15 protein-coding genes are annotated in these 19,308 nt (G+C 64.7%); 12 read left to right on the plus strand and 3 right to left on the minus strand.

Annotation, left to right across the window (positions count from 1 at the left end; all coding sequences use genetic code 11):
• Positions 1-11: 11 nt before the first annotated feature.
• Positions 12-2,864, minus strand: coding sequence for a bifunctional diguanylate cyclase/phosphodiesterase (locus tag GEV02_RS11785; protein ID WP_152838177.1), 2,853 nt, complete (start codon positions 2,862-2,864; stop codon positions 12-14).
• A gap of 186 nt (positions 2,865-3,050) precedes the next feature.
• Between GEV02_RS11785 and GEV02_RS11790 the strand changes: the two genes are divergently transcribed.
• Together GEV02_RS11790 and GEV02_RS11795 are read left to right on the plus strand one after the other, a co-directional pair.
• Positions 3,051-4,637 carry a flavin monoamine oxidase family protein gene (locus tag GEV02_RS11790; protein ID WP_174999072.1) on the plus strand — a complete coding sequence of 529 codons (1,587 nt, stop codon included), beginning with the start codon at positions 3,051-3,053 and terminating at the stop codon, positions 4,635-4,637.
• Between the two features lie 35 nt (positions 4,638-4,672).
• Positions 4,673-5,143: a Rid family hydrolase gene (locus GEV02_RS11795; RefSeq protein ID WP_235922748.1), complete on the plus strand. Its 471-nt coding sequence runs from the start codon at positions 4,673-4,675 to the stop codon at positions 5,141-5,143.
• A gap of 12 nt (positions 5,144-5,155) precedes the next feature.
• Here GEV02_RS11795 and GEV02_RS11800 read toward each other — a convergent pair whose 3' ends face one another.
• Positions 5,156-5,908 (minus strand): spermine/spermidine synthase domain-containing protein, encoded by a 753-nt coding sequence (locus GEV02_RS11800; protein WP_152838179.1) that lies wholly within the window; start codon positions 5,906-5,908, stop codon positions 5,156-5,158.
• Positions 5,909-6,053: 145 nt separating this feature from the next.
• Between GEV02_RS11800 and GEV02_RS11805 the strand changes: the two genes are divergently transcribed.
• The 9 genes from GEV02_RS11805 to fdhD all read left to right on the plus strand — a co-directional run bounded on the left by GEV02_RS11805 (position 6,054) and on the right by fdhD (position 15,335).
• Complete coding sequence (locus GEV02_RS11805; RefSeq protein WP_152838180.1) at positions 6,054-6,329, plus strand: hypothetical protein; 276 nt, start codon at positions 6,054-6,056, stop codon at positions 6,327-6,329.
• A gap of 13 nt (positions 6,330-6,342) precedes the next feature.
• Positions 6,343-7,518, plus strand: a complete 1,176-nt coding sequence (locus tag GEV02_RS11810; protein ID WP_152838181.1) for a GGDEF domain-containing protein — start codon at positions 6,343-6,345, stop codon at positions 7,516-7,518.
• Between the two features lie 122 nt (positions 7,519-7,640).
• Positions 7,641-9,095: a Ppx/GppA phosphatase family protein gene (locus tag GEV02_RS11815; protein ID WP_152838182.1), complete on the plus strand. Its 1,455-nt coding sequence runs from the start codon at positions 7,641-7,643 to the stop codon at positions 9,093-9,095.
• Positions 9,096-9,126: 31 nt separating this feature from the next.
• On the plus strand, positions 9,127-9,891 hold the full coding sequence (locus tag GEV02_RS11820) for a substrate-binding periplasmic protein (RefSeq protein ID WP_152838183.1): 765 nt from the start codon (positions 9,127-9,129) through the stop codon (positions 9,889-9,891).
• A gap of 118 nt (positions 9,892-10,009) precedes the next feature.
• Positions 10,010-12,547 (plus strand): hybrid sensor histidine kinase/response regulator, encoded by a 2,538-nt coding sequence (locus tag GEV02_RS11825; RefSeq protein ID WP_328595792.1) that lies wholly within the window; start codon positions 10,010-10,012, stop codon positions 12,545-12,547.
• Positions 12,544-12,921 carry a response regulator gene (locus GEV02_RS11830; RefSeq protein ID WP_152838185.1) on the plus strand — a complete coding sequence of 126 codons (378 nt, stop codon included), beginning with the start codon at positions 12,544-12,546 and terminating at the stop codon, positions 12,919-12,921. Before GEV02_RS11825 ends, GEV02_RS11830 begins: the two co-directional genes overlap by 4 nt.
• Positions 12,922-12,985: 64 nt before the next feature.
• Entirely contained in the window at positions 12,986-13,579 is a 594-nt protein-coding gene (locus GEV02_RS11835) for a hypothetical protein (RefSeq protein WP_152838186.1), read from the plus strand.
• A gap of 107 nt (positions 13,580-13,686) precedes the next feature.
• Positions 13,687-14,460 (plus strand): GNAT family N-acetyltransferase, encoded by a 774-nt coding sequence (locus tag GEV02_RS11840; RefSeq protein WP_008447113.1) that lies wholly within the window; start codon positions 13,687-13,689, stop codon positions 14,458-14,460.
• Between the two features lie 56 nt (positions 14,461-14,516).
• Positions 14,517-15,335, plus strand: coding sequence for a formate dehydrogenase accessory sulfurtransferase FdhD (gene fdhD, locus GEV02_RS11845; RefSeq protein ID WP_152838187.1), 819 nt, complete (start codon positions 14,517-14,519; stop codon positions 15,333-15,335).
• Here fdhD and GEV02_RS11850 read toward each other — a convergent pair whose 3' ends face one another.
• Positions 15,336-17,657: an FdhF/YdeP family oxidoreductase gene (locus tag GEV02_RS11850; RefSeq protein WP_152838188.1), complete on the minus strand. Its 2,322-nt coding sequence runs from the start codon at positions 17,655-17,657 to the stop codon at positions 15,336-15,338.
• A gap of 1,093 nt (positions 17,658-18,750) precedes the next feature.
• On the opposite strand from GEV02_RS11850, the gene GEV02_RS11855 reads away from it, so the two are divergent.
• On the plus strand, positions 18,751-19,257 hold the full coding sequence (locus GEV02_RS11855; protein ID WP_152838189.1) for a DUF2199 domain-containing protein: 507 nt from the start codon (positions 18,751-18,753) through the stop codon (positions 19,255-19,257).
• Positions 19,258-19,308 lie beyond the last annotated feature (51 nt).

The following is a 19,308-nucleotide window of genomic DNA, read 5'->3' on the forward strand; positions in this document are numbered from 1 at the left end:
TTAAGCGCACCTCATGCAGTGATGGGCGCCGTACTGGCCAGGTTCCTGCCCTCGATCAGCATCTGTTCGAAAGCATCCCCCGCCACCGGCTGGCTGAAGTAGTAGCCCTGGATTTCATCGCAGCCGTGCAGCCGCAGATACTCCAGCTGCGCCGCGCTTTCCACACCCTCGGCGATCACGCGCAGCTTCAGGTTGTGCGCCAGCGCGATGATCGATACCACGATGGCCGCCTCGTCATCGGCGCCGATGTCGCTGACGAAGGAGCGGTCTATCTTCAGCACATCGATCGGGAACTTGCGCAGATACGAGAAGCTCGAATAGCCGGTGCCGAAGTCGTCGATCGACAGCGCCAGTCCCAGCGCCTTGAGCTTGTGCAGCAGCTCCACCGCCAGCGCCACGTCGTTCATGAACAGGCCTTCGGTCAGCTCGATATCCAGGCACGATGGCGGCAGGCCGGTCTGCTCCAGCACCTCGGCGATCGACGCCAGCAGATTCGGCTCGCCGAACTGGCGCGGCGACAGGTTGACCGCGATCCGCAGCGGCCCGTGGCCCGCGTCCTGCCAGGCCTTGGCCTGGGCGCAGGCGGTGCGCAGCACCCAGGCGCCGATCGGCACGATCAGCCCGGTCTCCTCGGCCAGGCCGATGAAGCGGTAGGGCGCCACCATGCCCAGCTCGGGATGCTGCCAGCGTATCAGCGCCTCCATGCCGACGATGCGGCCGCTGCGCAGATCCACCTGCGGCTGGTAGTGCAGGATGAACTCGTCGCGCTCCAGCGCGCTGCGCAGCGCCGTCTCGATGCGCACCCGCTCCAGCGCCTCTTCGTTCATGGCCGGCTGGTAGAACTGCGTGTTGTTGCGGCCCAGCTTCTTGGCGCGGTACATGGCGATGTCGGCATGCTCAATCAAGCGCTGCGCCGGCGTGCCGTCGGGGTCGTAGACGGCCACGCCGATCGAGCAGGTGACGAAGAACTCCTTGCCCTCCAACAGCACCGGCTGCGCCACCGCCCGCATGATGCGCTGCGTGACGTCCAGCGACAGCGCCTCGTCCGGATACTCGGTCAGGATGGCGACGAACTCGTCGCCCGACAGCCGCGCCACGGTGTCGCTCTCGCGCACGCTGTCCTGCAGGCGCTGGGCCACGGTCTTGAGCAGCAGGTCGCCGGCCTTGTGTCCCAGGCTGTCGTTGACGAACTTGAAGCGGTCGAGGTCGATCAGCATGACCCACAGCGGAATGCCGCTGCGGTTGGCGAAGGCGGCCGCCTGCGTCAGCCGGTCCTGCAGCAGCACGCGGTTGGGCAGGCCGGTCAGCACGTCGTGATGGGCGATGTGGTGGATGCGCTGCTCGGACAGCTTGCGCTCGGTGATGTCGGTGCCGGTGCCGCGATAACCCTTGAAGCCGCCGTCCTGGTCGAACAGCGGCTCGCCGCTGATGCTGAACCAGTGCAGCTGGTTGTCGGTGCCGGGCAGCGCGTATTCGAAGTTGAGGAAGGGCAGGTGGGCCTCCAGCAGCGCGATGTGGTCCTGGCCCCAGCGCGCCTGCGCCATTTCCGGATGCTGCTCCCAGCGCGTCTTGCCGATGAAGCCGGCCGGGTCTTGCTTGCCCTTGTCGAAGAAGCCGCCGGTGATGCTGGTGAAGCGGAATTCGTGGTCCTGCTCCCAGTACCAGTCGGATGACAGCGCCAGCAGGCGGCGGAAGCGCAGCTCGCTTTCCTGCAGCGCTTCCTCGGTGCGCTGGCGGACGGCCACGTCCTCGTTCAGGCGCTGGTTGCTCAGTTGCAGATCGCGGGTGCGCTCGTCGACCAGGCGCTGCACCCGCACCGAGCGCCGCGCCAGCGAATTGACGAAGGCCGCCGTCAGCAGCGAGAACAGCAGGCCGCCGATCAGCGTCGACAGCGAACCCAGGTGGCTGGACAGGAAGGAGCGCGGCAGCGGCGTCACCTGCACGTGCCAGGCCTTGCCGGCCGCGTTGAAGGTGCGGGTGTAGACATCGTGGTAGTCGAAGGCCAGCCAGCGCTGCAGCGGCTTGGCGGCCGCTTCCTGCCCGGTCGGCTGGCCGTAGCGGTAGATCAGGTTGTCCGGCCGCACGTCGTCGCCGACATACACTTGCACCACCAGCGAGGTGTCGTCCAGCAGCTCGGCGGCGTACAGGATTTTGTGGATCAGGTCGGTCGAGCGGATGACCGCGCCGGTGTTGCCTATCCACGCCGCGCGCCGCTGCTCGGCCGTGGCCGTTTGCGCGCCCGCGCGGTAGACCGGCATCAGCAGCACGAAGCCTTTCTGGTTGCCGCGCTCCTGCGCCAGCCGCAACAGCGGCGTGGCCATCGTCTGGCCGGCCGCCACCGCTTGCCGGACGGTGTTGGACATCGGCCCCAGCGACATCACATCCAGCCCGAACGCCGCCTCGTTGCCCAGCATCGGTTCCAGGTAGTCGACCACCGCATGCAGCGGCCGCGCCGTCAGCGGCTGGTTGCCGCCGTCGTGGATGCGGTAGCCGGGGTAGTGGCCGCGCAGCTCGGCCTCGTGGCGCCGCGCCGCCTCGTCGTCCAGCACGCGGTGGTAGTTGAAGGCCTGGACAAAGGGATAGCGCGCCAGCAGCGGCCGCGTGAAGTCGCCGAACTGTTCGCGGCTGACCGGCCCTGCCGACTTGAACAGGTCGTTGATGATGGTGACCAGTTCCAGCGTGTCGTCCAGGCCGCGGCGGATGGCGGCCGCGCGCACCTGGGCGCGCTGCTGGAAGCTCAGCTCCATCTTGCCGTACTCCAGCGCGCTGACCGCGACAAACAGCATGCCGGTCACGGCCAGGCCCGTGATCAAGGTCAGCGTCGCGGCCAGCGAGATCGAGGGTGACTTGAGGGACAGCGGCATGCGGCGCTTTCTAGTGGGACGGCGGGCTGGCGGACGATGCTAGTGTGTCATAACTCATGCTTTTGCAACAGCAATTTGGCATTGGGCGGTGCTCGCGCTTGTCTTATGCAAGCCACGCCTGGCCCGTCTGCGCCGGCCGGTTTGATGTTATATTGCCATGTCCCCGGCGCCACAGGAGCATACGTCATGAAGCAGGCTCATGGCTTTACCCGTCGCAGTTTCCTGGCGCGCATAGCGCGTACCGGCGGCGCCGCCGCAGCGTTTGCCGCGCTCGACGCGCTCGGCGGCGCCGGCCTGGCCTGGGGCGAAGACCGCGCCTACCGTGGACCGCCGGCCTTGCCCGGCGGGCTGGGCAAGGGCAAGCGCGTCACCATCCTCGGCGCCGGCGTGGCCGGCATGACGGCGGCCTACGAGCTCGGCAAGGCGGGCTTCGCCTGCACCGTGCTGGAGGCGCGCCACCGTCCCGGCGGCCGCAGCTGGACCATACGCGGCGGCGACCGCTTCGAGCAGGCCGACGGCGTGCAGCAGGCGCACTGGCCCAAGGCGCCGCACCTCTACCTCAATCCGGGTCCGGCCCGCATCTCGCACCACCACCGCGCGGTGCTGGGCTATTGCCGCGAGTTCGGCGTGCCGCTGGAAATCATGATGAACGATAACCGCGCCGCCTGGCTGCAGGACGACCAGGCGTTCGGCGGCCGGCCGGTGCAGGCCAGGCAGGTGCTGGGCGACAGCCACGGCTATTTCGGCGAGCTGCTGGGCAAGGCCGTTTCCACCGGCCGGCTGGACCAGGAGCTGAGCGGGGAAGACCGCGAGCGGCTGCTGGCCGCCATCGCCACCTTCGGTGACCTGCAGCGCGACGGCCGCTACACCGGCACATCGCGCAGCGGCTACAGCGCGACGCCGGCGCCCGGCCTGCCGCACGGCACGGTGCGCGCGCCGCTGCCGCTGTCCGAGCTGCTGCGGGCCGACTTCTGGCAATTCAAGGCGGCCTTCGGCGAAGACTTCGACCAGGCCGGCACCATGCTGCAGCCGGTGGGCGGCATGGACCGCTTCCCGGCCGCCTTCGCCCGGCGGCTGGGCCACGCGATCCGCTACGACACGCTGGTCGACGAGATCCGCAAGACGGCCCATGGCGCGCGCGTGGTCTGCCATCACGGCGGCGTCCGCAGCGTCATCGACAGCGACTATGTGATCTGCACCTTGCCGCTGTCGGTGTTGCGCGACATCCCCAACGATTTCGCGCCGGCCTACCGCGAGGCCATCGCCGAGGTCGAGTACGCGCGCTCGGCCAAGACCGCGTTCTATGCGCCGCGCCGCTTCTGGGAGCAGGACGAGGGCATCTACGGCGGCCTGTCGTGGACCAGCCGCGATGTCACGCAAATCCTCTATCCCTCGCACGGCATCGGCCAGGCCGACGGCGTGCTGGTCGGCTCCTATTGTTTCGGCGCCTTCCCCGGCGACGACATGGGCCAGTACCCGCTGGCCGAGCGCATCGAGAAGGCGCTGGCGGCGGGCGAGGCCATCCACCCCGGCTACCGCGGCATGGTGCGCGGCGGCGTCAACATCGCCTGGCCCAAGGTGCCGCACAGCCTGGGCTCCTGGGCCGAATGGAAGCCGGAGCAGTTCGACACCGTCTACCGGCTGTTGCAGCAGCCGGACGGCGTGATGTATTTCGCCGGCGAATACCTGGGCTACCTCAGCTCGTGGCAGGAGGGCGCGGTGCTGTCGGCCCACCACGCCATCGAGCAGCTGGCGGCGCGGGTGCGCGCCTGATTTTTTTCACTGAAAGGATGACCATGAGGATGACCATGAGGATGACCCTCAAACGCATGCCAGGCCTGCTGGCCGCCGCCCTGAGCTTGTCGCTGGCCTTGCCCGCCGCCGCCCAGACCAGGGTGCAGCATATCCAGAGCGCCGACAGCGGCATCGCCAACGCCGTGTGGGCCGGCGACACGCTGTACGTATCGGGCAAGCTGGCCAAGTCCTTCGACGGCGACACGCGCACGCAGACGGCCGACGTGCTCAAGCAGTTCGAGGCCACGCTGCGCGAGCAGGGCCTGGGCATGGGCGATGTGGTGCAGATGCGGGTTTATCTGGTGGCGGACGCCGCCGGCAAGCTGGATTTCGCCGGCATGAACGAGGCCTACAAGGAATGCTTCGGCACGGCGGCCCAGCCGAACAAGCCGGCCCGCGCCACGGTGCAGGTGGCGGCGCTGGTGGTGCCCAAGGCGCTGGTGGAGATCGAGGTGGTGGCGGTGCGCGGCAAGCCCGTCAAATAAGGGCGGGCTGCGTCAGGCTGGGCCGTTCCAGCGCATGCGCAGCACGATCCAGTGCGCCAGCAGCCGGTTGAGGATGGCGAAGCCGAGGCCATGGCTGCGCGCCACCCGCTGCTGCATCGCCAGCGCCGGCGACGGCTTGCCGCCCTTGACCGCGAACAGGATGCGGTTGTTGCCGGCGATGCCGCGGAACCAGCAGATGCGGCCCTGGAAAGTCTCGCGCAGGCGCCGCAGCATGGGACCGTACTGCGGATCGTAGCTGAAGATATTGGCCACCATCACGCCGCCCGGCCGCAGCGCGCGGCGGCAATCGGCATAGAAGGCGGCGCTGCCCAGCGCCGGCGGCAAGCCCTCGGCGTCGAAGCCGTCCACCAGCAGCACGTCGGCGGCGCCGGCCAGGCCGGCCATGTACTCGGTGGCGTCGGCCTGGATGATGCGGAAGCGGGCGTCGTCGCGCGGAATGGCGAACTGCTCGCGCAGCGCGATGACGTCGGCGCGCAACTCCAGCACGGTGATGCGGCTGTGCGGCAGGTAGCGGTAGCAGAACTTGGCCAGCGAACCGCCGCCCAGCCCGACCATGACGATGTGTTCGGGCCTGGGATGGAACAGCACGAAGCACATCATCGCCCGTGCGTAGCTGAGCACCAGATCGTCCGGCCGCGACAGCCGCATCTCGCTCTGGACCATGCCGGGCTGGAATTCCAGCAGGCGTTTGTCGCCGCGCGTGTGGACCTGCGGGCGGTTGTGAGAGGGGGAAGACGGTGTCAAGTGGGCGGTATTGTGGATTTACAGGGTCAATTTATAGTAGCATGCCCGCCAGCGCGCCACATTGCATTTACAGACGGAAAAATTGTAGGTACATTGGCGGTAGCACCGGCCAGCCCCTCCGGCGGCCTTCATGGAGACAGATACGATGTTTTTAGACCACCCTACGCTTACCGCCACCAACAGCTTCACCGAGCCTGACCGCCTGGAGCGGCTGACCCGCGTCTACGGTTACGTGGTGGCGCTGGCCGACATGGCCGGCAAGCAGTCCTTTATCGAAAAGGTCAGCCAGATGCACGACCACAAGGGCACGCTGATCGTGTTCTGGCACGACGCGCCTTCCGAGGATGAAAAAGCCTACTTCGCCCAGGCCTGGGCCAGCAAGATGGGCGACGGCAGCACCAACGTCGAGCACGAGGTCTGACCCGCGGCAGGTCATGGATATAAAAACTTTGGTACTGGCGCTGGCGCTGGGCAATCTGAGCCTGTGCGCGGCGCTGTCCTTTTTTGAGCAGGAGCGCCGCCGCGCCGGCCTGGCGGCCGCCAGCACCACCTGGGGCATGGCCAAGCAGTTCCAGGCCGTGGCCTGGGGCTTGCTGTTCCTGCGCGGCACGCTGCCGGACTTCCTCACCATCCCCCTCGCCAACGCCTTGCTGTTCACCGGCTTCGCGCTGGACGCCTCCGCCCTGTGGGAGCAGGCCGGCCGCCGCGTCTGGCGGCGCTACCTGCTGCCGGCGCTGGGCGCGGCCATCGGCGTGTTCACCGGCGCCTGGCTGCTGGACTTGCCGGCCGCCGAGCGCATCGCCATCGCCTCGCTGGTCATCGGCTTCTTCTTCATCGCCGGCGCCGCCGCGCTGGGCCGGAGCTGGAGCGCCGGCACGCTGCTGCGCCGCTACCTGGTGCTGTCGTCGCTGCTGCTGGCGCTGGCCGTGATGGCGCGCGGCCTGCTGACGGCCTTGCTGCCGGACGGCTGGAGCTGGGTCAGCCCGGCGCTGATACAGGGCGTCGGCATCGCCGCGCTGTACCTGATGATGCTGGGCAGCGCCTTCGGCTACCTGCTGCTGACCCGCGAGAAGCAGCAGGCCGAGCTGGACCGCCTGGAAGTGGTGGACGCGCTGACCGACGTGCCGAACCGGCGCGGCTTCTACCAGACGCTGACGCCGTGGATCGCGCTGGCGCGCCGACCCGGCATGCCGACCTCGCTGATCATCCTCAATCTCGACCATTTCAAGCGCGTCAACGACAACTACGGCCATCCGGTGGGCGACAAGGTGCTCAAGGCCATGGTCGACGTCTGCAAAAAACAACTGCGCGACAGCGACTTGATGGGCCGCCTGGGCGGCGCCGAATTCGCCATCCAGCTGCCGCGCACCTCGCTGGAAGACGCCATCATGGTGGCCGAGCGTATCCGCCTGGCCGTCGCCGCGATGCCGGTGAAGGCGGAAAAAGCCGTCATCAACATGACCGCCAGCCTGGGCGTGACCACCATCCGCGCCGACGACACCACCGTCAGCCTGTTCAAGCGCGCCGACGAGGCGCTGCAGGAGGCCAAGCAGGCCGGCCGCAATCGCGTGGCCGAAGCGCAGACCGGCGCCGGGGCGCTGGAAGCCTGAATTGCAACAGCCTGTCATCAGCAGGTAACAAACTGCGCTTATCGTGACTATAATCATGTAAATCGTTTAGTTTGATTCACCCGCGAGCCTTCGTTGCCGTTTGCCGAGAGAGGCTTCCACATATGTACGCTGCAGTAGATCTGGGTTCCAACAGTTTTCGCCTCCACATCGGCAAGCATGACGGGGAGGCGATCCGCGTTCTGAAATCCGTGCGCGAGCCTATCCGCCTGGCCGCAGGCCTGGACGACAAAGGCAACCTGACGCCGGCCGCCATGCAGACCGCGCTGGCCTGCCTGAAAAACTTCCGCGCCGTGCTGGCTGCCTACAAGCTCGATGGTGTGCGCGTGGTCGCCACGTCGGCCATGCGCGTGGCGCGCAATTCCGCCTCCTTCCTGCCCGAAGCCGAACTGGCGATCGGCTATCCGATCGAAATCATCTCCGGCGAGGAGGAGGGGCGCCTGATCTACATGGGCGTGGCCAACGCGCTGGCGCTGGCCGGCGAGCGCCGGCTGGTGATCGACATCGGCGGCGGCTCCACCGAGCTGATACTGGGGCGCGGCCAGGAGATCGAGCGGGTCGAATCGTTCAGCGTCGGCACGGTCAAGCAAAGCCTGTCGTTCTTCATCGGCGGGCGCGTCGACGGCCCCTCGTTCGAAGCGGCCATCCTGTCGGCCCGCAGCCATTTCGAGGATGCGGCGCCGCCGTATCATCCGCAGTACTGGAAGCAGTGCTACGGCTCGTCCGGCACCGCCCGCACCATCGCCGACATCATCGTCAAGAACGGCATCGGCCGCGAAGTCAACGCCGAGACGCTGAACGCGCTCAAACAGCGCTTCATCGAATTCGGCCACGTCAGCAAGATCGAGATGGCCGGCCTGCGCCCGGACCGCGCCAGCACCATCATCGGCGGCCTGGCCATCCTGATAGGCCTGGTGCGCGAGCTCGATATCCCGGTGGTGCAGCCGATCGAGGCCGGCCTGCGCATGGGCGTGATGTGGGACTTGCACCTGCGTTCGACCAAGCGTGACCGCCGCGAGCAATCGGTGCAGGCCTGCCTGCAGAAGTTCCACTGCGACGAACGCCGCGCCAACCGCGTGGCCGACGACGCGCTGGCGCTGTACATGCAGACCAAGCCGGCCGGCGACCAGTACGCGCGCCACCTGTACTGGAGCGCGCTGCTGCACGAAATGGGCATGGTGGTGTCGCACACCGGCTACCACAAGCACGCCGCCTACATGATCGAGAACGCCGACCTGCCGGGCTTCACGGCGCGCGAGCAGAAGACCATGGCCCGTCTGATCGCCGCCCACAAGGGTAATCTGCGCAAGGTGGCCGACGCGCTGGCCGAGCCGGACTTCACCAAAGCGGTGGTGGCGCTGCGGCTGGCGGTGCTGTTCATGCACTCGCGCATGGACATCGACTTCACGCTGATCAAGCTGCGCATGAAGAACCGCATCGAACTGGAAATCCGCCGCGAGTGGATAGGCGATCATCCGACCCTGTCCTACTGGCTGGAAAAGGAGCAGGAGCAGTGGGATGAAGTTGGGGTAGACTTCAGCATACGCACCATCGGCTAAATCTGTTGGGAGGTTTATGAGGAACGACGCCATGCATCGTAGCTGCGCCCGGGTGCTGCTGGCGCTGTCGCTGGCATCGGCATCGGCCGCCGGCAAGGAAAACGTCTCCCTGTGCTTCGAGCAGCAGGACGTGCTGCCATGGCGCACCGAGAAGCAGGGCGGACTCAATTTCGCCTTGCTGAAGATGGTCGAGCAGCGCCTCGATATCCGCTTCGATTATCAAGCCATTCCCTGGAAGCGCTGTCTGGCCGAGTTGAAGTCCAACGCGGTCGACGGCGCTTTCGCCGTCAGCTACAAGCCGGACCGGCGCGAGCTGGGCGAGTATCCCGGCGGCCAGCAGATCGACGCCAGCAAACGCATGCACATCGACAGCTATGTCGTGATCCGCAAAAAAGGCAGCAAGGTCGAATGGGATGGCAAGAGCTTCCGCAACCTGGACGGCGCCATCGGCTTCCAGCTGGGCTACTCGGTCGGCGACGTGCTGCGGGCGCAGAACGTGGAAGTGGACGAGGGCAGCCAGCGCGCCGACGAACTGGCGCGCAAGCTGATCGCCGGCCGCGTGGCGGCCGCCGCCGTGGGCGGCAGCGACGCCCACGGTTTGATGCGCGGCCCGCTGGCGCCGCAGCTGGAGGAGCTGCCCATCCCCATCATCGAAAAACCGTACTTCCTGATACTCTCGCACGGCATGGTGGCGGCGCGGCCGCAGCTGGCGGAGCGCATCTGGCGGGCCATCGAGGAAGCCCGCAACAGCGCCGCCTACAAGAAGCTGGAAGCGGCGGAAGGAGTCCGTCATTGATCCGCTGGTCCCGGCGCAGGAGCCGGCCCTGAGCGGCGGCCCGCTGGCCCGCCTGCGCAGCGCATGGCGCCGCAACATCCTGCTGCGGCTGGGTTTCGGCATCTTCATATCGGTGGCCGTGTCCACCGCGATCTACACCACCTATGTGATGCAGACGCTGAAAAGCGAGGCCGAACAGAATCTGCGCGAACGCGCCGAGCGGCTGACGGCGGTGCTGTCGCAGGCGCTGGCGCGGCCGCTGTTCGACATCAACAGCGCCGCCGTCTCCAGCGTGGTCGACGCCTCGGGCGCCACGCCGGAGGTGCTGGTGCTGCGCGTGCTGGCACCGAACGGCGCGGAGCTGGCCAGCTACGTCTCGCCGCTGCGCGAGCCGGTGGCGGCGATCAAGGTGCACCGCGACATCAGCTTCAGCGACGCCCGCCGCAGCTATCCGGTCGGCTCCATCGACCTGGCTTTCTCGCGCAAGCAGATCGACCAGGACCTGCGCCGCCAGATCTACAACACGGTGGCGGCCAACCTGCTGCTGGCGCTGGGCATCGTGCTGTCGATCTTCGTGGTCGGGCGCCGCGCGGCGCGGCCCTTCGCCGACATCCAGACCAGCCTGGAAAAACTGACGCGTGGCGAGACCGACATCAAGCTGTCCGGCATCGGCCGCGAGGACCAGGTGGGCCGCCTGTCCGGGGCGGTGCTGCGCTTCCGCGACACGCTGACCCGCCTGCGCGACGCCGAACACGAGCTGCGGGAGCTGAACCGCGACCTGGAAATGCGCATCGCCACCCGCACGCGGGAGCTGACCAGCTCCATGCAGCAGCTGGGCGACAGCCAGGCCAAGCTGCAAACCATCGTCGACACCGCGCTCGACGCCGTGGTGCGCATGGACCTGGCGGGTCGCATCGTCGGCTGGAACACGCAGGCCGAACGCATCTTCGGCTGGAGCCGCGACGAGGCGCTGGGGCTGGCGCTGGACAAGACCATCATCCCGCCGCGCTACCGCTATGACCATCGGCGCGGCATGCAGCGCTACATGGCCGGCGGCGGTGGCGGCACCGTGCTCGATGCGCGCATCGAGGTGGTGGCGTTGCGCCGCAGCGGCGAGGAATTCCCGATCGAACTGGCGATCACCCAGGTCAAGTCGGAGGGGCAGGACAGCTACGAGTTCTGCGCCTTCATCCGCGACATCAGCGACCGCCGCGAGCGCGAACAGAAGCTGGTGACGGCCAACGTGATGGCGGAGGCGGCCAACATCGCCAAGTCCGAATTCCTGGCCAATATGAGCCACGAGATCCGTACGCCGATGAGCGCCGTGATCGGTATGGCCTATCTGGCGCTGCGCACCGAGATGACGCCCAAGCAGCACGACTACATCAGCAAGATCCACCGCGCGGCCTTGTCGCTGCTGGGCATCATCAACGACGTGCTGGATTTCTCGAAGATCGAGGCGGGCCGGCTGGACATGGAATCCATCCCCTTCGTGCTGGAGGAAGTGCTGGCCAACGTCTCCAGCGTGACCGCGCAGCGCGCCGCCGACAAGCATCTGCGCTACCTGGTGTCGGTGGCGCCGGACGTGCCGCGCTATCTGGTGGGCGACCCGCTGCGGCTTGGGCAGGTGCTGATTAACCTGGCCAACAACGCCGTCAAGTTCACGGCCGAAGGCGAGCTGGAACTGCGCTGCGAAGTCCGGCCGGCCGCCGCGCCGGAGGGCATGGCCACGCTGCGCTTCTCGGTGCGCGACACCGGCATCGGCATGACGCAGCAGCAGAAGGCCAAGCTGTTCCGCGCCTTCAGCCAGGCCAACGGCTCCACCACCCGCCACTACGGCGGCACCGGTCTGGGGCTGTCGATCTCGCAGCAGCTGGTGCGGCTGATGGGCGGGCGCATCGATGTCGAGAGCGAGCCGGATCACGGCTCGACCTTCCATTTCGATTTGCAGCTGCCGCTGTCCGATGCGGCCGCCGTGGCGGTGCAGGCGGCCGTGCACCATGGGCCGGTGGGCGATCTGACGCTGCATGCGTCGCCGCGCCGCGCCGCGCGCGTGCTGCTGGCCGAGGATAGCCCGGACAATCAGGACGTGACGCTGGAGCTGCTGGAGCTGCAAGGCATCGCGGTGGACGTGGTGGGCAACGGCCGCGAGGCGCTGGACCGCCTGCTGGCCGCCGGCCCCGATACCTACGACCTGGTGCTGATGGACCTTGGCATGCCGGTGATGGACGGCCATGAGGCCATCCGCCAGCTGCGCCAGGACAGCCGCTTCAACGAACTGCCGGTGATCGCGGTAACGTCGCATGCGCTGGCCGGGGTGCAGGCGCAGTGCCTGGAGGAGGGCATGCAGGACTACATCGCCAAGCCGGTGGACCCGCAGCGCCTTTACAGCGTGCTGTCGCGGTGGCTCGGGCTGTCGATGCGGGCGATCCCGCCGCTGCCGCCGCGCGCCGATGGCGGCGTGGTGGAGCCGCGCCAGGCGCTGGCTGAACTGCGGGCGCTGCTGGCGGAGTTCAGCGGCGACAGCGTCGATTATTTCGGCAGCGTGCGCGCATCGCTGGCGACGCTGTTGCCGCCGGTGACGATGAGCCGCCTGGTCGCGCATATGGAGCACTACGAATTCGAGGCCGCCGGCAAACTGCTGGCGGCGGTCGCACAGGAACAGGAGGGATCATGAACATCAAGAACGGACGGCCGACCATACTGATCGTCGACGATACGCCGGACAATATCACGCTGCTGTCCAATTTATTGAAGGATAAGTACAACACCAAGGTCGCGACCAGTGGCGCGACGGCGCTGCAGATCGTCGCCGGCGCACAGGTGGACCTGATCCTGCTCGACATCATGATGCCGGACATGGATGGCTACGAGACTTGCCGCCGCCTGAAGGCCGACCCGCACAGCAGCGCCATCCCGGTGCTGTTCCTGACCGCTAAAAGCCAGCCCGAGGACGAGGCCACGGGCCTGAGCCTGGGCGCTGTAGATTTCTTACGCAAGCCGGTCAATCCGGACGTGCTGTTCGCCCGCGTCGCGCTGCATTTGCGCTAGAACAAGCAAGAAAAGCGTAAATGATATATATTGTTTATATTGTTGAATTAAAATTGGAGTTGTTATGAATAAACCTGTCAATGTTCTCGTTAATGGCAAAGCACCTGCGCTGCCGAAAAAACCGGTTGTGAAACCTGCCGCCAAGGCCGCAGCCAAGCCGGTAGCCAAGGCCGCCGTCAAGCCTGCAGCGCCGAAAGCCGCCGCCAAACCAGCTGCTGCGAAACCGGCGCCAAAGGCCGCCGCCAAGCCGGTCGCCGCAAAAACCGCGCCGAAGGCCGCAGCGAAACCTGCTGCTGCGAAGGCCGCACCTAAGGCAGCCCCTAAGGCAGCGCCGAAGGCTGCCGCCAAGCCTGCACCTAAAGCCGCCGTCAAAGCCGCACCGAAGGCCGCAGCCGCCAAACCGGCACCGGTGGACGCAGCCGCCAAGGACAAGGCACGCAAGGAAAAGCTGGTGCGCGACAGCTTCACCATGCCGGAGCAGGAATACGCGGTGCTGGGCCAGGTGAAAAAAGCCTGCCTGAAGGCCGGTTTCGAAATCAAAAAGAGCGAACTGCTGCGCATCGGCGTCGCGCTGATTAGCCAGATTGACCTTGCCACGCTGCAAAATGTGTTGGCCGGCCTGCCACAACTGAAAACCGGCCGTCCAAAGAAAAGCTAAGAAAAAAACAACACTTCGGCCATTGTCACGGAACTGACACCACCTTGTCATTTTCCTGAAGTATTCGACCGTTACGCTTGCTTCGTCTCCCACAGAAAGGATGAAGCATGCAAACTTCGATCATACAAGCCGACGTCCGAGCAGCGTCCGGTAAGCTGGTACTCAGTATGGCAAGCACACCGGAAGAGCTGCGCGAAGTACAGCGCCTGCGCTACAAGGTGTTCATCGAAACAATGGGATTGAGTTCGCTGGTCCGCGAGGATGGCCTGGACAGCGACGAATTCGACGAGCACTGCGATCACCTGATCGTGCGCGATACGAGCACGCTCAAGGTGGTTGGCACCTACCGCCTGTTGAGCGCAACGCGCGCCCGCAAACTGGGCCGCGTCTACTCCGAGGGCGAATTCGACCTGGGCCGCCTGAACAACCTGCGTGGCCGCATGGTGGAAGCAGGCCGCGCCTGCATCCATCCCGACTACCGTGGCGGCAGCGTCATCATGCTGCTGTGGTCCGGTCTGGCCGAATACATGCGTCGCGAAAATTGCGACTACCTGGTTGGTTGCGCCAGCATCAGCCTGGCCGATGGCGGCCACAATGCCGTCGCCGTCTACCAGTCGCTGGCCGCCGCCCATCTGGCGCCGTCCGAATACCGCGTCACCCCGCACCTGCCGTTCCCGTTCTCGAAACTGGAAGCCGCGCAGAAGCCGCAAGTACCGCCGCTGTTGAAGGGCTACATGCGTTCGGGCGCCTGGATTTGCGGCGAACCGGCATGGGATCCTGATTTCGAAAGCGCCGACCTGTTCCTGCTGCTGCCGCTGGCGAATCTGGACGGCCGCTACGCTCGCCACTACGGCGTGGCCGGCGAACAGCTGGCTGCCTGACGCAGCGCCACGGCCCCGTGTAGAATAAGCCGTTGTGCTTATTCAGCGGGGCTGTGATGAAGTTTGAAACAGAGACGGAACGAACGGGATCGCAGGAGCGGTCCGTGTTGCGCCGTCGCGGCGGGGCGTCGCCGGACGCCAGCCGCACCACCGACCACGTCGCCGAGGAACGCCCGGTGGCGCTGGTCTTCAATGGCATTTCGCATGCCGTCATGATGGTGACTCCGCGCGAGCTGGAAGCATTCGCGCTCGGCTTCGCGCTGACGGAAGGCCTGGTCGGCAAGGCCGCCGACGTTTTCGATATCGAACTGCGGGAGCACCCGCGCAGCTTCGAGGTCGCCCTTACCATCGCCCAGGAAGATTTCATGCAGCTCAAGCAGCAGCGCCGCTCGATGGCGGGCCGCAGCGGTTGCGGCGTGTGCGGCGTCGAGAGCCTGGAGCTGCTGGATTTGCAGCCGTCGCCGATCGAAGCGCCGGTGTTGCACGATGCGGATGCGCTGCCGCCGGCGATCGCCCGCGCTGCGGCGGAGCTGGGCGGACACCAGCAACTGATGCGCGCCACCGGCGGCGTGCATGCCGCCGCCTGGTGCGACGCGAACGGCGCGGTGCTGCGCGTGTGCGAGGACGTAGGCCGCCACAATGCGCTCGACAAATTGATCGGGCATCTGGCGCAGGAGGGCGTGGACATGCGGCGCGGCTTCGTCTTCATGTCCAGCCGCGCCAGTTATGAGCTGGTGCGCAAGGTGGCGCGCATGCACATTCCGATGCTGGCGACGATCTCCGCCCCCAGCACGCTGGCAATCGACATCGCCGCCGAAGCGGGCGTCAAGCTGGTGAGCTTCTGCCGCCAGGACGGCTGCGTCGAATATACCTAGCTATTCCGCCGACGACTGATAGTCCGACAGTTGCAGCAGCACCGGGATCGATTTCGAGGTCGGCGTGCCGGCGCCGTCGGCGGTGCTGTGCAGCGGGATCAAGCCGTTCGTCTCCGGGAAGTAGGAGCCCAGGCAGCCGCGCGGGATGTCGTATTCCACCAGCAGGAAACGGTCGGCGCGGCGTTCGACATCGTCGTCCCACACGCTGACCATGTCCACCCACTGGCCGTTGCGCAGGCCCAGCATCTGCAAGTCTTCCTTGTTGATGAACACCACGCGGCGCAAGCCGAACACGCCGCGATAACGGTCGTCCATGCCGTAGATGGTGGTGTTGTACTGGTCGTGCGAACGGGCCGTCATCAGCGTCATCAAACGCTCGCCGTACTTGGCGCGGGCGCGGTGGATAGGCGTGTCGGTATCGACGGCGCGCGGCAGGAACTGCGCCTTGCCGCTGGTCGTGCGCCATTCGCGCTCACGCGAGGCGACCTTCAGATGGAAGCCGCCCGGCTTGGCCACGCGTGCGTTGAAGTCGTGGAAATCGTCGAACACTTTTTCGATGGCGTCGCGGATGCTGGCGTAGTCGCTGCCGTAGGCCAGCCAGTCCACCTTGCCGCTGCCCAGCGTGGCGTGCGCCATGCGCGCCGTGATCGCGGTTTCGGACAGCAGGTTGTCGGAGGCCGGCGTGTTCATGCCGTAGGACAGGTGCACCATGCTCATCGAGTCTTCCACTGTCACGCCCTGCGGCACGCCTTGTTGCAGGTCGATCTCGGTGCGGCCCAGCGTTGGCAGGATCAGCGCATCCTTGCCGTGCACCAGATGGCTGCGATTGAGCTTGGTCGCCACGTGCACCGTCAGGTCGCAGGCGCGCAGTGCGTCGAAGGTCAGCGGCGTATCCGGCGTCGCCATGGCGAAGTTGCCGCCCATGCCGAAGAAGACCTTGACCTTCCCGTCCAACATGGCCTGGATGCTTTCGACCGTGTCGTAGCCGTGCGCGCGCGGCGGTTCGAAGTCGAACACCTTCTGCATGCGGTCGAGGAAGGCCTTGGCCGGTTTTTCCTCGATGCCCATGGTGCGGTCGCCCTGCACGTTGGAGTGGCCGCGCACCGGGCACAGGCCGGCGCCGAGGCGGCCGATATTCCCGCGCATCATCATCAGGTTGGACAGCATCTGGATCGTCGCCACCGCGCCCTTGTGCTGGGTCAGGCCCATGCCCCAGGTGCAGATCACTTTCTGGCCACGGATGTAGACCTCGGCCAACGCCTCGATCTGCGCGCGCGGCACGCCGGATTCGGTCAGCAACTGGTCCCAGTCCTGGGCGCGCAAATCCTGTTCGAAGGCTTCGTAGCCGGTGGTGTGGGTGGCGATGAATTCACGGTCCAGCAGGCTGGCTTCACCGGCCGCCAGCGCGGCGTCGTCGCGTTCGACCAGGCGCTTGGCCACGGCCTTGATCAGCGCGAAGTCGCCGCTCAGTTTCGGCTGCACGAACATGCTGCTGATGTCGGTGCTGGAATTGGTCAGCATCTCCATCGGGTGCGACGGGCTGGTGAAGCGTTCCAAACCACGCTCGCGCAATGGGTTGATGGAGACGATGGTGGCGCCGCGCTTGGCGCAGTCGCGCAACTCGCCCAGCATGCGCGGGTGGTTGGTGGCCGGGTTCTGGCCGAAGATCAGCAGCGTGTCGGCGTGTTCGAAGTCTTCCAGCGTCACCGTGCCCTTGCCGATGCCGACCGTGCCTGGCAGGCCGCGGCTGGTCGGTTCGTGGCACATATTCGAGCAGTCCGGGAAGTTGTTGGTGCCGTACATGCGCACGAACAGCTGCAGCAGGAAGGCGGCCTCGTTGCCGGTGCGGCCGGAGACGTAGAACGTGGCCTGGTTCGGGTCGGGCAGGGCCTTCAGGTGGCGAGCGATCAGCGCGAAGGCGTCGTCCCAGGCGATCGGCAGGTATTTGTCGCTGGCGCTGTCGTAGAACACGGGATCGGTCAGGCGGCCGTGCTGTTCGAGTTCGTAGTCGGATTGCGTCAGCAGTTCGGTCACCGTGTGGGCGGCGAAGAAGCCGGGGCGCACGCGTTTGCTGGTGGCTTCGGCCGCCACCGCCTTGACGCCGTTTTCGCAAAATTCGAAGGTGGACGCGTGCTCGCGGTCCGGCCAGGCGCAACCCGGGCAGTCGAAGCCGTCCGGCTGGTTTTGTTTGAGCAGGGTTTTGTAATTCCCGCCGCTGACCTTTTCGCGCACCAGATTGATCGCTACCTGCTTCAAAGCGCCCCAGCCTGCGGCTGCGTGTTGGTAGGGTTCGATGCGTCCTTCGGGTTTTGTCTTCTGCATAACATATTCCAGTGATTCTTGTTGAGCGGAGTATAGTGCAGAATGACGTTTTTGAGCTTGAAGGAGGGTGTTTTGCGTCACGCTTGGTCATGCCGATTTCGGGCTATGTGACAGTTGGTGAGCATTTTTTGATTGGCAATATGTAGAATGTTTTTCCCTCGTGCCATGGATTGCACTTCAGTAGAAAGTCCGTTTGACGTTAGATTCGTAAATATGGCCAGCGGCTGTGCATTTTTTTGTTCTGGATTGAACTAATTTCTTGGGAACGTATGCGCTCCCCCAAGACGTGATTATCTTCACCTAAAGGCGTACATGCTCAGGATTACGCGAATAGCCATGCGCGCCATCGCAGTAGCGTTAATAGTGGCTATTTCGGGGCTTTTTTTCATTACTACATCCGACTTCGAGTGTTGGAGCATATCCCCTTGGTCGTAATTCCAGGCAAATGGGTATGCGGGAATGTCGAACGTTGCCGTTTGCCGCTACAGATTGACGATCACCTAGTCTGGTCCAATCCCTATTCGATGTGACCTCCTTGTGTTGCCGCTCGACTATCCAGAACGTGGACGACCGATTGAATTCACAGCAAAAAAATGGACATTGATTTTTGTATATGAGTATTTTAATCATACCCTTGCTATACATCTTCGGTGTCCTCGGAATGCTTGGAATTTCTTTAATTCCAATGCATTTATGGTCAATCGCTATAAAGAGAAAAATAAAGTACCCACTAGACTTATCTCGGCGAAGCGGGTTTGTTGTAGCTCTAGTACTACTTCCAATTTTATTTTCGACATGGCTTGGCTCGCACATGCTACCCAAAGTATTTTTATGTCTTTTAGAAATGCAGTGTGGTCCAAACCGAGCGGCTGGACTTATTAATTTGGCTATGTTCGGAGTTTCGGTACTGGCGGTTGAAATTTTCTGGTTACTTGCAAAGATTTTATGGTCAAAATGGCACGACCCGAAGAATCCCTAGAGCGCCGCTGCTTGCGGCCAGAAGTTCCCGCTCAAATTCCTGCCGCCTTGTTGCCATCCATGCAACCACGTGGCAAGATGGTGGATTGTCCCAGACTAAAAAAATAAGTCCGAAATGTTCTCTTTTAAATGCGCTTCATGTGGCGAAGTTCACGAAGGAATGCCCAGCTTTGATGCGCATGCGCCGCTGTCCTATTACGAGGTCCCCGAAGGAGAGCGAGAAGAACGATGTGACTTGGGTAGCGACGATTGCGTAGTAGACGGAGAGTTTTTTTTCGTTCGTGGATGTATAGAAATTCCGGTGTTAGGTGAAACAGAGCCCTTTAGCTGGGGTGTATGGGTTTCGCTCAGCGAGGCCAATTTTTCCGCGTGGATAAAGTGCTATGACTTGGATAACCGGTCACATGTAGGTCCTTTTTTTGGCTGGCTTAATGCCTGGCTAAAACCTTATCCGGACACAGTAAGCCTCAAGACGATGGTCCATATTCGGGACAATGGAATTCGACCTTACATCGAACTTCAACCCACGGACCATCCGCTGGCTGTAGAGCAACGAAACGGAATTACCGTCGAACGAGTCGCTGAACTCTATGCGCTCATGATGCACCCCGTCGACAAGTAACGGCCGGAAGCGGCGGTTCAACAACCATGTGGGCGAAGGAACGGAACCGCA

Source organism: Rugamonas aquatica (assembly GCF_009380215.1).
Classification (GTDB): domain Bacteria; phylum Pseudomonadota; class Gammaproteobacteria; order Burkholderiales; family Burkholderiaceae_D; genus Rugamonas; species Rugamonas aquatica_B.